Source organism: Streptomyces sp. NPDC050997, from assembly GCF_040660135.1.
Taxonomy (GTDB): Bacteria; Actinomycetota; Actinomycetes; order Streptomycetales; family Streptomycetaceae; genus Streptomyces.
This window is the reverse complement of record NZ_JBFAGK010000023.1, coordinates 111652-128228: the sequence shown is the minus strand read 5'-3', so window position 1 is coordinate 128228 and position 16577 is coordinate 111652. Positions and strand designations below refer to the sequence as shown.

Here is a 16577-nt window from a genome sequence, read left to right as displayed (position 1 = left end):
CCACCGGTCCGGGCGCGACTCGAACGGGTCCGCGCCCGGGACGGCCGAAGTTGAACGAGGGGTCCGGGCTCTCGGCAGCCCGGTCCCCCCACCGCACGCCCGTAGTTCCGAGGGGGATGCATGGCCACCGTTGAACTCCGCTTCAGCGCGCTGCCCGAGCACGTCAGGACCGCCCGACTGGTGGCGGCAGCGGTGGCGCGCAGGGCCGGAGTGGACGAGGCCGTTCTCGACGAGGTCAGACTCGCGGTAGGCGAGGCCTGTTCCCGTGCCGTCGGACTGCACCAGAGCGGCGGCATCACGGCGCCGGTGAAGGTGCTGCTGGTCGAGGAGGAGAAGCAGTTCTCCATCGAGGTCGGCGACGAGGCGCCGCGGCACGCCCCCGGCGATCGGGCACCCGGCGCCGCCGGTGAGGATCCAGACGCCGATACCGAGGAGGACGAGATGGGCCTCGCGGTCATCAGCGGCCTCGTCGACGACGTGGAGGTCAGCGCCGGCGAACACGGCGGCTCCATTCGGATGACCTGGCCGAGCACACCTTCCGTCGCGGTGCTTCCCTGACGCCACCGACGTCGGCCGACGTCACTGACGCACCCTGAATCACTACCGAGGGCCCTGCTGAGCAGGGCCCTCGGTTGTTTTTCCAAGAGCATTTCCGAATTCGTGAAAGTATTCACGATCAATTTCCCGATCATTGGATCGGATGAAAATGCTTTCGAGGGGTTACCGCGTGTCGGCCGGGTGTGGCAGATTCCGGTTACCGCGTACTGTTTTGATCAGCAACAGATCTCTAGAATCCGTCCACATCTTGAGCTCAGCCCCAGCGTCAAGGAGGACGAATGGCGGGGCTTTCTTCCCCAGATCAGCTGGACCACTCCACAGCCCTCGCGGCAGCGGTCCTGACCGACGGCAACCGGGTCATGGTGTCGGTCATCGGCGTCGTGGCCCTGGCAGCCCTCGTGGTGGCGGGCGTCCTGGTACGCCAGGTACTCGCGGCGGGCGAGGGCACCGACAGCATGAAGAAGATCGCGACGGCGATCCAGGAAGGAGCGAACGCCTATCTGGCCCGGCAGTTGCGCACGCTCGGCGTATTCGCCGTCGTCGTGTTCTTCCTGCTCATGCTGCTGCCCGCGGACGACTGGAATCAGCGCGCCGGACGGTCGGTGTTCTTCTTGATCGGCGCGGGATTCTCGGCCGCTACCGGCTATATCGGCATGTGGCTCGCCGTACGGAGCAATGTGCGGGTGGCCGCCGCCGCACGCGAGGCGACACCGGCGGAGGGTGAACCGGAAAAGGATCTCACCGACGTCTCGCACAAAGCCATGAAGATCGCTTTCCGTACCGGCGGCGTCGTCGGCATGTTCACGGTGGGGCTCGGTCTGCTGGGCGCCTCCTGCGTGGTGCTGGTGTACGCGGCCGACGCGCCGAAGGTCCTTGAGGGCTTCGGTCTCGGCGCGGCGCTCATCGCGATGTTCATGAGGGTCGGCGGAGGCATCTTCACCAAGGCCGCCGACGTCGGCGCCGACCTGGTCGGCAAGGTCGAGCAGGGCATTCCGGAGGACGATCCGCGCAATGCCGCGACCATCGCCGACAATGTGGGCGACAACGTCGGCGACTGCGCGGGCATGGCGGCCGACCTGTTCGAGTCGTACGCCGTGACGCTGGTCGCCGCGCTGATCCTCGGCAAGGCCGCCTTCGGTGACGCCGGACTCGGCTTCCCGCTGCTCGTCCCCGCGATCGGCGTGATCACGGCGATGATCGGCATCTTCGCGGTGGCCCCGCGCCGCACCGACCGCAGTGGCATGTCCGCGATCAACCGCGGGTTCTTCATCTCCGCGGTGATCTCGCTGGTGCTCGTGGCGGTGGCCGTCTTCGTCTACCTCCCCGGGAAGTACTCCGACCTGGACGGCGTCACCGACGTGGCGATCCAGGGCAGGGACGGCGACCCGCGGGTCCTCGCCCTGGTCGCGGTGGCGATCGGCATCCTGCTCGCCGCCGTGATCCAGCAGTTGACGGGCTACTTCACCGAGACCAGCCGCCGTCCGGTCAAGGACATCGGCAAGTCATCGCTGACCGGTCCGGCCACGGTCATCCTCGCCGGAATCTCCATCGGTCTGGAATCGGCCGTCTACACCGCCCTGTTGATCGGCCTCGGTGTCTACGGGGCGTTCCTTCTGGGCGGTACGTCCATCATGCTGGCGCTGTTCGCGGTGGCCCTGGCCGGCACCGGCCTGCTCACCACGGTCGGCGTGATCGTCGCGATGGACACCTTCGGGCCTGTCTCCGACAACGCGCAGGGCATCGCCGAGATGTCCGGCGATGTCGAGGGCGCGGGCGCCCAGGTGCTCACCAACCTGGACGCGGTCGGCAACACCACCAAGGCCATCACCAAGGGGATCGCCATCGCCACCGCCGTCCTGGCGGCGTCGGCGCTCTTCGGGTCGTACCGTGACGCCATCACCACCGGCGCACAGGACGTGGGCGAGAAACTGTCCGGCGACGGCGCGCCGATGAGCCTGATGATGGACATCTCCCAGCCCAACAACCTCGTCGGTCTCATCGCCGGCGCGGCGGTCGTGTTCCTCTTCTCGGGACTCGCCATCAACGCCGTGTCGCGGTCGGCGGGTTCCGTCGTCTACGAGGTGCGGCGGCAGTTCCGCGAGCGGCCCGGGATCATGGACTACAGCGAGCAGCCGGAGTACGGCAAGGTCGTCGACATCTGTACCAGGGACGCCCTGCGCGAGCTCGCCACGCCCGGGCTGCTCGCCGTGTTGGCGCCGATCTTCATCGGGTTCACGCTCGGTGTCGGCGCCTTGGGGTCGTTCCTCGCCGGCGCGATCGGCGCGGGCACCCTGATGGCGGTGTTCCTCGCCAACTCCGGTGGCGCGTGGGACAACGCGAAGAAACTCGTCGAGGACGGCCATCACGGCGGCAAGGGCAGCGAGGCCCATGCCGCCACGGTGATCGGTGACACGGTCGGTGACCCCTTCAAGGACACCGCCGGGCCGGCGATCAACCCCTTGCTGAAGGTGATGAACCTGGTGGCGCTGCTCATCGCGCCCGCGGTCATCAAGTTCAGTTACGGCGACGACGAGAACCTCGGCGTACGGATCGCGATCGCGGTTCTGGCGTTCCTCGTGATCGCGGGCTCGGTCTACGTCTCCAAGCGGCGCGGGATCGCCATGGGTGACGAAGACGACGTCGAAGAACCATCCAAGTCGGCCGATCCGGCGGTGGTTTCGTAGTCGGGCATCCTCAGTCCCAGCTCAAGGGGCGGGCGGGCGGCGCGTGTTGACGTGCCGCCCGCCCGCCTTTTGTGTGGGCGCGCTTCCTTCGTCGTGAGCCTTGTCTCGATGGTGCAAATGGCTTTAATTAGGGTCTTAAAGGACGTTCAGCATATGGGTGTCGCCCACTTGGCGTGTATGTTCCGGGGCCGAGAGCCATGGAAGGGACCAATCCGGTGAACAAGAAGCTCGCGGCCGCACTGTCCGGCGGTGCGGTACTGGTACTCGCGCTGTCGGGATGCAGTAGTGACGACAGCAGCGACAAGCTGAACTCCTGGGCGAAGCAGGTCTGCGACGCCGTGCAGCCGCAGGCCAAGAAGATCGAGGCCGCCAACGCCGCGATCCAGAAGCAGACCTCGGACAACAGCACGCCGGCAGAGGTCCAGAAGACCGATGCCCAGGCATTCCAGGACATGTCGGACGCCTACAAGGCGATCGGGACGGCCGTGACCAAGGCCGGGGCGCCGGACGTCGACAACGGCCAGAAGAAGCAGCAGGACGCGGTCAAGGAACTCAACGGCATCTCCACCCAGTACGGGTCCCTGCAGAAGCAGGTCGCCGATCTCGACACCAAGGATCAGGCGAAGTTCGCGGACGGTCTCAAGGACATCGCGACCGAGCTGGACAAGCTCAGCAAGAGCGGGAACGACGCGCTGAAGACCCTTGAGGAGGGCGATGTCGGCAAGGCGATGGCCGAGCAGCAGAGCTGCAAGTCGGCGTCCACCCCGGGTTCGGCGACCACGGGCTGAGGCGGGCCGGGTCCCACGGGGCGCGACGAGCTGAGATCCGCGGGCGCCCAGGGTCACAATGGGGGCGTGAGTATCTCCAGCCTGCCCGCGCTGCCCGCGTCCGACCGTCCCGATGTCACCGCCCGGCTGCGGGATGCCCTGCTAGGGGCCTCCTTCACCGCCGACGGGCTGCTCGAACTGCTCGGCGCCCCCGCGTACGCGGCGCTGGCCCGCAGTGAGACCGTGCCCGCACTCCGGGCGACACGCGGGGACACGCCGCTGGAGACGCTCGTACGCCTGTTCCTGTTGCAGCAGCCTGTGCCGCACGCGCGCGTGGCGGACGTTCTGCCCGTCGAGGCGTGTCTGGAGAGCGGGTGGCTGGTCCCTGTCGGCGAAGCGCCCGAGAGCGGTCTCGCGGGTGCCCTCGCGGCGGCCGTGGACGTACGGCCGTACGGCGGGCCCGATGGCGAGGACTGGTTCATCGTGTCCGACCTGGGGTGCGCGGTCGGTGGGGCGGGTGGCATCGGCAGCCGAGGCCGTCAGGCGGACACAGCCGTCGTCCTCGGCGTGGGCGGCGCGTCCACGACCCTCGCGGGCATCACCGTCCGTACGCCCGTCCCCGCCGCCCTCGATCTCGGCACCGGCTCCGGGATCCAGGCGCTGCACGCCGCCCAGCACGCCACGCGGGTGACGGCGACCGATCTCAACCCGCGCGCGCTGCACATCACCGCGCTCACGCTGGCCCTGTCCGGGGCGCCCGCCGCCGATCTGCGCGAGGGCTCGCTGTTCGAGCCGGTCCGCGACGACGAGACCTTCGACCTGATCGTGTCCAACCCGCCCTTCGTGATCTCGCCGGGCGCCCGGCTGACGTATCGGGACGGCGGAATGGGCGGGGACGATCTGTGCCGCTCGCTCGTTCAAGGGGCGGGGGAACGACTGCGGGAGGGCGGATTCGCGCAGTTCCTCGCCAACTGGCAGCACGTGGAGGGGGAGGACTGGCAGGACAGGCTCAGGTCGTGGGTGCCGCGCGGGTGCGACGCCTGGATCGTGCAGCGCGAGGTGCAGGACGTCACGCAGTACGCCGAGCTGTGGCTCAGGGACGCCGGCGACCATCGCGGCGACCCGGCCGAGTACCAGGCGCGGTACGACGCCTGGCTGGACGAGTTCGAGGCGCGCAAGGTGAGGGCCGTCGGCTTCGGCTGGATCAGCCTGCGGAAGACCGGGGCCACTGTGCCCTCGGTCACCGTCGAGGAGTGGCCGCACCCGGTCGAGCAGCCGCTCGGCGACACGGTCCGGGCACACTTCGACCGCCTCGACTACCTGCGGGCGCATGACGACGCGGCCCTGCTCGCGGGCCATTTCAAGCTGACCGCCGAGATCGTCCAGGAGCAGGTCGGGCTGCCCGGCGCCGAGGATCCCGAGCATGTCGTGCTGCGGCAGAACCGGGGGATGCGTCGGGCCACCAAGGTGGACACGGTCGGCGCGGGCTTCGCGGGTGTGTGCGACGGCTCGCTTAGCGCGGGCCGCATCCTGGACGCGATCGCCCAACTGGTGGGCGAGGACCCGGTGTTGCTGCGTGACCGCACGCCGACGCAGATCCGGCTGCTGGTGGAGCAGGGGTTCATCGAACCGGCGTGATCCACCCGTGGCGCGTCACTTCTGAGGGCGGCGGACTTCTCAGGGCGCCGGACTTCTGAGGGCGCCGGACTGCTGAGGGCGCCGGCAACGCGACGCAGCTGTGCGACAACCAGTTCGAGCCGACCTGGGCGCCGGGTCCGCGGTGGACCGCGCACGGTCGCCATCCCGACGACAAGAGGCCGACAGTAAAAATATTCGCGCCCTTGTGCGGTCCGAGCCCTGCCGAGAACGGTCGGGGCGGGAGGAGCCCACAGTCGCGTCGGCCCCGCGTTCACCCGGGGTTCGCCTGTGCGCCGTTCGCGCGTGTCAGCCTCCACGGACTGGACACGCGCGGACTGGGAAAAGGGGCACGGGGTAGCCATGGAGAGCGGACCGGCGATCTTCGCGGGAGTTGTGTTCGCCCTGTTCGGAGGCGGGCTGCTGGTCTGGACCGCGGCCCGGGTACGGCACCGGGAACCGGTCGCCCACGGTGTGAGTCCGGTCGCATCGGCGACCGTCGCGAGCGTCGTCGCCCTGCTCGCGCTCGCCCTCGGAACTTGGTGCTTCACCCAGGTATGAGCGCCCCGTTGCCGCTGCGGTACCAGTAATTGGGGGATCACCCTCCGGATAGCCTCGAAAAGGCCGGTGGGCACTCCGGGCGGCAGGAATGGCGGTAGTCGGGTTACCGTTCGAGTGGCCGTTGCGGGCTTTTCCCGTTTGACACGGGGGCGGGATGTACCGTCACACTCCGCAGCGTCAGCATGACCCGACCCCGGGACCAAGGCCTGGGGAGAGACCCCAGCGTCGACCGGAGAGAAGAGCGAAGTTGTCCCCGACCAGCGAGACCGCACACGGCGGCCGCCGACTCGTCATCGTCGAGTCGCCCGCCAAGGCGAAGACGATCAAGGGCTACCTCGGCCCCGGCTACGTCGTCGAAGCGAGCGTCGGGCACATCCGCGACCTCCCCAACGGCGCCGCGGAGGTGCCCGAGAAGTACACCGGCGAGGTCCGCCGCCTCGGCGTGGACGTCGATCACGACTTCCAGCCCGTCTATGTCGTCAACGCCGACAAGAAGGCCCAGGTCAAGAAGCTCAAGGACCTGCTGAAGGACTCCGACGAGCTCTTCCTCGCCACCGATGAGGACCGCGAGGGCGAGGCGATCGCCTGGCACCTCCAGGAGGTGCTCAAGCCCAAGGTCCCGGTCAAGAGGATGGTCTTCCACGAGATCACCAAGGCCGCGATCCAGGCCGCCGTCGCCAACCCGCGCGAGCTGAACCAGAAGCTGGTCGACGCCCAGGAGACCCGCCGCATCCTCGACCGTCTCTACGGCTACGAGGTCTCGCCGGTCCTGTGGAAGAAGGTCATGCCGCGCCTGTCGGCCGGCCGTGTCCAGTCCGTCGCCACCCGACTCGTGGTGGAGCGGGAACGCGAGCGCATCGCGTTTCGTTCTGCTGAGTACTGGGACCTGACGGGCACCTTCGCGACCGGCCGCGCCGGAGACTCGTCGGACCCGTCGTCGCTGGTCGCCCGCCTCCAGACCGTCGACGGCAGGCGGGTCGCGCAGGGCCGAGACTTCGACTCGCTGGGACAGATCAAGAGCGCGAACACCCTCCACCTCGACGAGGCGAGCGCCCGCGCGCTGGCCGCCGCCGTGGAGAGCACCCAGTTCTCGGTGCGGTCCGTCGAATCGAAGCCGTACCGCCGCTCGCCGTACGCCCCGTTCCGTACGACGACGCTCCAGCAGGAGGCCTCGCGCAAGCTCGGCTTCGGCGCGAAGGCGACCATGCAGGTGGCCCAGAAGCTGTACGAGAACGGCTTCATCACCTACATGCGTACGGACTCCACGACGCTGTCCGACACGGCGATCACCGCCGCCCGCGCCCAGGTCACGCAGCTGTACGGCGCCGACTACCTGCCGGCCTCGCCGCGTACGTACGCCGGGAAGGTCAAGAACGCGCAGGAGGCGCACGAGGCGATCCGCCCCTCGGGTGACCGCTTCCGCACCCCGGCCGAGACGGGCCTGACCGGCGACCAGTTCAGGCTCTACGAGCTGATCTGGAAGCGGACCGTCGCCTCCCAGATGAAGGACGCGACCGGAAACTCCGTCACGGTGAAGATCGGTGGCGCCGCCGCCGACGGCAGGGATGTCGAGTTCAGCGCCTCCGGCAAGACGATCACCTTCCACGGCTTCCTGAAGGCGTACGTCGAGGGCGCAGACGACCCGAACGCCGAGCTGGACGACCGCGAGCGCCGGCTGCCCCAGGTCAACGAGGGCGATCCGCTGCGCGCCGAGGAGATCACGGTCGACGGGCACGCCACCAAGCCCCCGGCCCGCTATACCGAGGCCAGCCTGGTCAAGGAGCTCGAAGAGCGCGAGATCGGCCGCCCGTCGACGTACGCGTCGATCATCGGCACGATCCTCGACCGAGGCTATGTCTTCAAGAAGGGCACGGCCCTCGTGCCGTCCTTCCTGTCCTTCGCCGTGGTCAACCTCCTGGAGAAGCACTTCGGGCGGCTCGTCGACTACGACTTCACCGCCAGGATGGAGGACGACCTCGACCGCATCGCCCGCGGTGAGGCGCAGGCCGTGCCGTGGCTCAGGCGCTTCTACTTCGGCGAAGGCGCGGGTGCGGCTGCCGGTGCGGGCGCTGCCGCCGACGCCGGCAACGGCGACGGGGACCACCTCGGCGGCCTCAAGGAGCTGGTGACCGACCTGGGCGCGATCGACGCACGCGAGGTGTCGTCGTTCCCGGTGGGCAACGACATCGTGCTGCGGGTCGGGCGCTACGGCCCGTACGTCGAGCGCGGCGAGAAGGACTCCGAGAACCACCAGCGCGCGGACGTGCCCGAGGATCTCGCCCCGGACGAGCTGTCCGTCGAGCTCGCGGAGGAGCTGCTCGCCAAGCCGAGCGGCGACTTCGAGCTGGGTGCCGACCCGGAGACGGGCCGCCAGATCATCGCTCGCGACGGCCGCTACGGCCCGTACGTCACCGAGGTGCTCCCCGAGGGCACCCCGAAGACCGGCAAGAACGCCGTCAAGCCGCGTACGGCCTCCCTGTTCAAGTCGATGTCGCTGGACACGGTGACGCTCGCGGACGCGCTGAAGCTGATGTCGCTGCCGCGCGTGGTCGGCAAGGACGCCGAGGGCGTGGAGATCACCGCGCAGAACGGCCGCTACGGTCCGTACCTGAAGAAGGGCACGGACTCGCGGTCCCTTCAGACCGAGGACCAGCTCTTCACGATCACCCTCGAAGAGACGCTGGAGATCTACTCCCAGCCCAAGCAGCGTGGCCGGGCCGCCGCCAAGCCGCCGCTGAAGGAGCTGGGTGAGGACCCGGTCAGCAAGAAGCCGGTTGTGGTGAAGGACGGCCGCTTCGGGCCGTACGTCACCGACGGGGAGACCAACGCGACCCTGCGCTCCGACGACAGTGTCGACGAGATCACCCCGGAGCGCGGCTTCGAACTGCTCGCCGAGAAGCGGGCGAAGGGGCCCGTCAAGAAGACGGCGAAGAAGGCGCCCGCGAAGAGGGCGCCGGCCAAGAAGGCGACGGCGGCCAAGAAGACCGCGGCGAAGAAGACGACGACGGCCGCGAAGAAGACGACCGCCAAGAAGACGACCACGACGGCGAAGAAGGCGACGGCCTCGAAGACGGCGTCCGAGGACTGAGCGGTTGAGGTCCGTCGCGGAGGCTTGAGCTCAGGCCTGAGCTCAGGCTGAGTGGTTGAGGCCGGCCGCTGAGAACGAGCAGCAGTGGTCGCTTCCCCGCCGTTTCTTCACGGCGGCTTCGCGATACATCTCCATGGCGGCTTCGCGAAAAGAACGCCCCGGCATCACTTTGGTGTCGGGGCGTGCGCACGTTCGGACGGGCTCGCCGGGTTGTCGGTGCGTCCCGATAGGCTGAAAGCATGACCCCAGCCGAGCAGCCAACGGCCCCTCACCCGGCCCCCGACGACGCCCTGGTCGCGGACTCCCGCGAGCGCGCCGTCCGCGCCCTGCTGCGGCGACCACAGCTGAAACGGCTGTGGAGCGCGCAACTCGTGGGCGGTGTCGGCGACACCCTCGCCCTTCTCGTTCTCGTCGTTCTCGCCCTCCAGGCGGCGATCGCCGAGGGCTCGTTCGGCGGTGGCTACCGAGGCGTCGCGTTCGCAGTGGCGACCGTTTTCGGGGCGCGCGTCCTCGCGACGCTGCTCTTCGGAGCCGTGCTCCTGGGCCCGCTCACTTCGCTCACCTCCCAGGAGGGTCCGCTCGACCGCCGCTGGACGATGGTCGGCGCGGACGGGCTGCGGGCCGCGGTGCTCATCGTGGCGCCCCTGTGGATCGACTGGACCCCCAAGGACGCGCTGGCGATCCTCCTGGTCACCGCCTTCGTGACCGGTGTCGCCGAGCGCTTTTGGACGGTGTGCCGCGAGAGCGCGGCGCCCGCCCTGCTGCCGGCCCCGCCGCCGGAGGGCGCGACGGTACGACCGCTGCCGGACCACATGGACGCCCTGCGCCGCCTGTCGCTGCGGACGAGCTTCGTGGCGATCCCGCTCGCGGCCGCCGCGCTCGTCGTCGCGAGTCTGCTCAACAACCTGCTGGGCTCGGGGATCGCCTGGTTCGCCCAGCACCAGGCCGCCCTCGCGTCGTACGTCGCCGCCGGTCTGTTCGCCGCGTCCCTGTCGGTGCTGACCTACCTGGAACTGCCCGACACCCGCACCCCGCGCGCGCGTTCGCCGCTGGAGGGACTGCGCCGCCCCAAGACGGGCACCGGCGTCGACAAGGGCCGCACCGGCGTGATCCCGCTGTTGGTGCCGGCCTGCGCGGCCGTCGCGGGAGCGGTCGCGGCCGCCGTGGGCGTCGCCGTACTGCACGCCAAGGACCTGGGCGGCGGCCCGGTGCTCTACGGCCTGCTGGTGGGCGCGCTGACCGGCGGAGTGGTCGTCGGCATCCGCACGGCCCCCGCCCTGCTGCCGACACTGTCGCGGCGCCGCCTGATGGCGCTGGCGATCGCCTTCACCGGCGTCGCCCTGCTGGCCGCGGGGCTCGTCCCGGACGTCACCAGCGTGCTGCTGATCGTCGCGCTGGCGGGGGTCGGCGCGGGCGTGGCCGCCAACACCGGACACATCCTGCTGGACCAGGAGGCCGAGGAGTACCGGCGGGCCCGTACGACCGAGCACCTGCACGCGGTCGTCCGCGTCTGCGTGGCGCTCGGCGCGGTGATCGCGCCCCTGGTGGCTGCGGCGATCGGCCCGCACCGCCTGGAGAACGGCAAGTTCGTGTTCGCGCACGGCGGCGCCGCCTTCACCCTGATGCTGGTCGGCGCGCTGCTCCTGCCGGTGGCCGCGCTGGTGCTGGCCAAGGTCGACGACCGTTCCGGCGTACCGCTGCGCCACGACCTGCGGGACGCGCTGCTCGGCGGCGACGACCCGGAGACGGCGCCCGCCTCAGCCGGTTTCTTCATCGCCCTGGAGGGCGGCGACGGGGCCGGGAAGTCCACCCAGGCCGAGGCGCTCGCCGAGTGGGTCCGGGCCAAGGGCCACGAGGTCGTCCTCACGCGCGAGCCGGGAGCGACGCCCGTCGGCAAGCGGCTGCGGTCGATCCTGCTGGACGTGTCGAGCGACGGGCTCTCGCACCGCGCGGAGGCGCTGCTGTACGCGGCGGACCGCGCGGAGCACGTGGACACGGTGGTGCGGCCCGCCCTGGAGCGGGGCGCGATCGTGATCTCCGACCGGTACATCGACTCCTCCGTCGCCTACCAGGGGGCGGGCCGTGACCTGTCCCCGACCGAGATCGCCCGCATCAACCGCTGGGCGACGAACGGGCTTGTGCCTCATCTCACGGTGTTGCTGGACGTCTCGCCGGAGATCGCCCGCGAGCGGTTCACCGAGGCGCCGGACCGGCTGGAGTCCGAGCCGGCCGAGTTCCACGCGCGCGTGCGGTCCGGTTTCCTGACGCTGGCCGCCGCCGACCCCGGGCGTTACCTGGTGGTGGACGCGGGCCAGGAGCCCGAGGCCGTCACGACCGTCCTACGGCACCGGCTCGACCAGATGCTGCCGCTGTCCGAGGCCGAGGTGAAGGCCCAGGAGGAGGCGCGGAAGAAGGCCGAGGAAGAGGCCCGCCGGAAGGCCGAGGAAGAGGCTGCCCGCAAGGCCGAGGAGGAGCGCCTGGAGCGCGAGCGCCAGGAGCAGCTCGAACGGCTTCGCGCCGAGGAGGAGGAGCGCAAGCGGCGCGAGTTGGAGGAGGCGCAGCGGCGCGAGGCCGAGCGGCAGGCGGAGGAAGCCCGGCTGCGGGCCGAGGAAGCGCAACGCCGTGCCGAGGAGGAACGGCAGCGGCTGATCGCCGAGGAGAAGGTGCGGGCCGAGGAAGAGGCCCGGAGGAAGGCTGACGAGGAGCGGCGCCGCAAGCAGGCCGAGGACGAGGCCCGGCTGCACGCCGAGGCCGAGACGCGGCGCCTGGAGAAGCAGCGGAAGGCCGAGGAGGCCCTGCTGCGGGCCGAGGAGGCGCGACGCCTGGCCGAGCAGGCGGCGGCCGCGGCGGAGGTGCGGCCCCGGCCGACGGCGTCGCAGGGGAGGGCTGCGGGGCCGGCTGCGGGAGCGGACGCGTCTGGGCAGTCGGAACAGGCGGAACAGTCTGGTCAGGCAGAGCAGTCCGGTCAGGCGGGACAGCTTGGGCAGTGGCGGCGGTCGGCGCCCGATGCCAATGCCACGCAGGACGCGGTGACCGTGGCGACGCCGATGGTGACGCCGACGAACGCGTCGGGCGGGCCGGTGGACGAGACGGCGGTCCTGCCGAGGGTGCGGGACGACAAGAGTGGGCGTGAGCGGGGCTCCGGTTCCGGTGGTTCCCGTGGTTCCGACTCCGAGGTGACGGCCGAGTTGCCGCAACCGCCGGTTCCTCCGGGGGCCGCGGACGAGACCGCGGTGCTGCCGCCGGTCGCGCCTCCCGGTGCGGCGGACGAGACGGCCGTACTGCCTCCCGTCCGGGACGACAGTCCCTCGGACCGGGTGCCGCCGGGCTTCTTCAGGGACGAGCAGGGTGCGGTGCGGCCGAACGCGGGCGAGGACCGTACGCGCGAGCTGCCGCAGATCGGCGAGGACGGGACGCCTCGTCGGCGGACCCGGTCGGACTGGGCCGAGGAGACGCCTTTGGACGACCTGCCGACGTTGGCGGACGAACTTCTGGGCCCGCCTGAGGACGAGGAGCCCGACGAGGGACGCGGCCGACGCGGTCGGGGACGGCGGGGCTGAACTCCGCCCGCTCGCCGACTTCGGGGCGGGCGCCAGGGGTGACGGGTGGGCATGGGCGGTAGCTCGGCGGTTGCCGGGTGGCGCCTGTGGCCGCCTGAGCCCACCCCTCCCCGCTGTTCCCCGCTGTCGGCGCCCATTGTCAGTGGTCGCCCGCACAATGGACCCCGTACAGCGAACGTGACGAAAGGGCGGGGTGACGTATGACCGTCTGGGACGACCTGGTCGGCCAGGAGAAGGTGAGCGGGCAACTCGATGCCGCTGCCCGGGACGCCGACGCCCTGGTCACCGCGGCCGCCACGAACGCGCCGCCGCCCGAGGCGTCGAAGATGACACACGCCTGGCTGTTCACGGGACCGCCCGGAGCGGGGCGCAACCAGGCGGCACGGGCCTTCGCCGCCGCGCTGCAGTGCGTCAGCCCCGACCGGGCTCTCGGCGGATCCCCCGGCTGTGGGTTCTGCGACGGCTGTCACACGGCGCTCGTCGGTACCCACGCCGACGTCAGCACCGTCGCCGCCGTCGGCTCGCAGATCCTGGCGGACGACATGCGTGACACGGTCCGCAAGTCGTTCACCTCGCCCGCCACCGGCCGCTGGCAGATCATCCTCGTCGAGGACGCGGAGCGGCTGAACGAGAAGTCGGCCAACGCCGTCCTCAAGGCCGTGGAGGAGCCAGCTTCCCGCACGGTGTGGCTACTGTGTGCCCCCTCCATCGAGGACGTCCTGCCGACCATCCGCTCCCGCTGCCGCCATCTGAACCTGAGCACGCCCTCGGTCGACGCCGTCGCCGACATGCTCGTACGACGGGAGGGCGTCGATCCGGCCGCCGCGATGACCGCCGCCCGCGCCACCCAGGGACATGTCGACCGGGCCCGCCGCCTGGCCACCGACCCGGCCGCGCGCGAGCGCCGGGCGGCGGTCCTCAAGCTGCCCCTGCGCATCGACGACGTCGGCGGATGTCTCAAAGCCGCCCAGGAACTGGTCGACGCGGCGGCCGAGGACGCCAAACAGCTCGCCGAGGAGCGGGACGACAAGGAGACCGAGGAGCTCAAGACGGCGATGGGCGCGTCCCAGGGAGGCCGCATGCCACGCGGCACGGCGGGCGTGATGAAGGATCTGGAGGACAAGCAGAAGCGCCGCAGGACCCGCACCCAGCGCGACAGCCTCGACCTCGCCCTCAGTGACCTCACCGCCTTCTACCGCGACGTCCTCGCTCTCCAGCTCGGCTCCCGGGTGGCGATCGCCAACGCGGACGCCGAGGACGTCCTGGAGCGGATCGCCCGCGGCAGCTCGCCGGAGTCCACGCTTCGCCGTATCGAGGCGATCGCCGCGTGCGGTGAGGCCCTCGACCGCAATGTGGCCCCGTTGCTGGCGGTGGAGGCGATGACGATGACACTCAGAGCGGGCTGAACCGCCGGCGCTTCAATGGCGGGAGGTTGACGATGTCCCTCGTACGAGGCATGGCGTGTACGGAGAGCGTTTGATCCACCGCACAGAGTTACGCTCGGTCGATGGACATCAGGCGCAGTCCCCGCCCCGGCACGACGGCGGACCGGACCGACCCGCCCGGCCCGCATCCCCGAAGGCACGTCACCTCCATCCGCGTGCGCAGAGCGCGTACCGGCGGCGTTCTTGTGGCTGTCGCCGCGATGCTCGTCTCCGCCTGTTCCATGGGGAGTGCGACGACGGGCGCCGGTGCGGCGGCCCAAGCGGCACTCGCCGCGCTGCCGCGGGCCACCCCGACCGTCCTCGCGTCGTACTACGACCAGAAGCCGAACTGGCGCTCCTGCGAAGTCCCCGGCTTCCAGTGCGCCACGCTGAAGGCGCCGCTCGACTACGCGAAGCCGGCCGACGGCGACGTCCGGCTCGCCGTAGCCCGCAAGAAGGCCACGGGCCCGGGCAAGCGCCTCGGTTCGCTGCTCGTCAACCCCGGCGGGCCGGGCGGCTCGGCGATCGGCTACCTCCAGGCGTACGCGGGGAACGGCTACCCGGCAAAGGTCCGGGCCCGCTACGACATGGTCGCGGTCGATCCGCGCGGCGTCGCCCGCAGCGAGCCCGTGAAATGCCTCAGCGGGCGGGACATGGACACGTACACGCAGACGGACAACACGCCCGACGACCAGCGGGAGACCACCGAACTCGTCGACGCGTACAAGAAGTTCGCCGAGGGCTGCGGCGCGGACTCGCCGAAGCTGCTGCGGCATGTGTCCACCGTCGAGACGGCCCGGGACATGGACATCGTGCGGGCGGCGCTGGGCGACGCGAAGCTGAACTACGTAGGTGCGTCGTACGGGACGTTCCTCGGGGCGACGTACGCGGGTCTCTTCCCCGGCCGGGCGGGCCGACTGGTCCTGGACGGCGCGATGGACCCGTCGCTGCCGGCCCGGCGGCTGAACCTCGACCAGACGGCGGGCTTCGAGACGGCGTTCCAGTCCTTCGCGAAGGACTGCGTGCGGCAGCCGGACTGCCCGCTGGGCACGAAGGGCACGACGACCGCCAAGGTCGGCCGGAACCTCAAGGCCTTCTTCGCGAGGCTGGACGCGCACCCCATGCCGACCGGCGACGTGGACGGCCGCAGGCTCGGCGAGGCGCTCGCCACCACCGGTGTGATCGCGGCGATGTACGACGAGGGGGCGTGGGCGCAGTTGCGCGAGGCGCTGACCTCGGCGATGAAGGAGAACGACGGCGCGGGTCTGCTGACCCTCTCCGACACCTATTACGACCGTGACGTCGGCGGCGGCTACGCGAACATGATGTTCGCCAACGCCGCCGTGAACTGCCTCGACCTCCCGGCGGCCTTCGACACCCCCGACGAGGTGCGCAGGGCGCTGCCCGCCTTCGAGAAGGCGTCCTCCGTCTTCGGTGAGGGCCTCGCGTGGGCGTCCTTGAACTGCGCATACTGGCCGGTGCGGGCGACCGGCGAACCGCACCGCATCGAGGCGAAGGGTGCCGCCCCGATCGTCGTGGTCGGCACCACCCGCGACCCGGCGACTCCCTACCGCTGGGCCCGCGCCCTGGCCGCCCAGCTCGCCTCGGCCCGCCTCCTCACCTACGCGGGCGACGGCCACACCGCCTACGGTCGCGGGAGCACCTGCATCGACTCCACGATCAACGCGTACCTACTCCGCGGCACCCCTCCGACGGACGGAAAGCGCTGCTCATAGCCCCGAGAGCGGCCCGCCTGAGACGTGCCGACGCCTGCCTGCGGCCTGCTCCAGCCCCGGAGACCCCGCCTCCGGGGCTGGTTCGGAGCACCCCCTAAAACTGTGTAGACTTACCCGCGTTGCTGACCGCACCATGGTGCGGACAGCGCGCCGCCTTAGCTCAGATGGCCAGAGCAACGCACTCGTAATGCGTAGGTCTCGGGTTCGAATCCCGAAGGCGGCTCTGTGGAAGCCTCAGGACTCACTCGCCGTGACCTGGGGCTTTTGCTTTTGGTGGATGCGGCGGCGCGGAAGAGCGCGAGCCGCGCGGCTGTCCCTGCGGCGGCCGGACTGTTGGCGTTGATGTGGTCCTGACCTGCTGTTTCCGCGGTTTGGCTGAGGCCTGGTCAGTTTCGGTCGTCGATGAGGTGCGCCAGGGGGAGCGCGCTGGTGCACCACTCGTGGCGCGGGCAGTGGGTCCGGCGGTCAGGGACGGTCGGGGTCCAGCCGGGCGGTTGGGGAAGGGGCGGGGACCTCGCCAGGGCTGTCGCCGGTCTTCCCGCTGCCGGCCGTGACCGGCGGCCT

Annotated in this window: 9 protein-coding genes and 1 tRNA gene; all 10 read left to right on the top strand. The window is 70.5% G+C overall.

Features of this window, described 5'->3' with window-relative positions; all coding sequences use genetic code 11:
- Positions 1-120: 120 nt before the first annotated feature.
- Positions 121-558 (top strand): ATP-binding protein, encoded by a 438-nt coding sequence (locus AB0H86_RS36730; RefSeq protein WP_362449115.1) that lies wholly within the window; start codon positions 121-123, stop codon positions 556-558.
- Positions 559-836: 278 nt separating this feature from the next.
- Positions 837-3242, top strand: coding sequence for a sodium-translocating pyrophosphatase (locus AB0H86_RS36725; RefSeq protein WP_362449113.1), 2406 nt, complete (start codon positions 837-839; stop codon positions 3240-3242).
- A 197-nt stretch (positions 3243-3439) separates the two neighbouring features.
- The gene (locus AB0H86_RS36720; RefSeq protein ID WP_362449111.1) at positions 3440-4030 is read left to right on the top strand and encodes a small secreted protein; all 591 of its coding nucleotides are present in this window, start codon (positions 3440-3442) and stop codon (positions 4028-4030) included.
- Between the two features lie 66 nt (positions 4031-4096).
- Positions 4097-5647, top strand: a complete 1551-nt coding sequence (locus tag AB0H86_RS36715; protein WP_362449109.1) for a class I SAM-dependent methyltransferase — start codon at positions 4097-4099, stop codon at positions 5645-5647.
- Between the two features lie 360 nt (positions 5648-6007).
- Positions 6008-6205, top strand: coding sequence for a hypothetical protein (locus AB0H86_RS36710; RefSeq protein ID WP_362449107.1), 198 nt, complete (start codon positions 6008-6010; stop codon positions 6203-6205).
- Positions 6206-6452: 247 nt separating this feature from the next.
- Positions 6453-9293, top strand: a complete 2841-nt coding sequence (topA, locus tag AB0H86_RS36705) for a type I DNA topoisomerase (RefSeq protein WP_362449105.1) — start codon at positions 6453-6455, stop codon at positions 9291-9293.
- A 239-nt stretch (positions 9294-9532) separates the two neighbouring features.
- Positions 9533-12853 (top strand): dTMP kinase, encoded by a 3321-nt coding sequence (tmk, locus tag AB0H86_RS36700; protein WP_362449103.1) that lies wholly within the window; start codon positions 9533-9535, stop codon positions 12851-12853.
- 200 nt (positions 12854-13053) lie between these two features.
- A complete protein-coding gene (locus AB0H86_RS36695; protein ID WP_362449101.1) occupies positions 13054-14259 on the top strand; it encodes a DNA polymerase III subunit delta' in 1206 nt (401 codons plus the stop codon).
- Between the two features lie 101 nt (positions 14260-14360).
- Positions 14361-16013 (top strand): alpha/beta hydrolase, encoded by a 1653-nt coding sequence (locus AB0H86_RS36690; RefSeq protein WP_362449099.1) that lies wholly within the window; start codon positions 14361-14363, stop codon positions 16011-16013.
- Between the two features lie 149 nt (positions 16014-16162).
- Positions 16163-16236: transfer RNA gene (locus tag AB0H86_RS36685), tRNA-Thr, on the top strand.
- Positions 16237-16577: the final 341 nt, after the last annotated feature.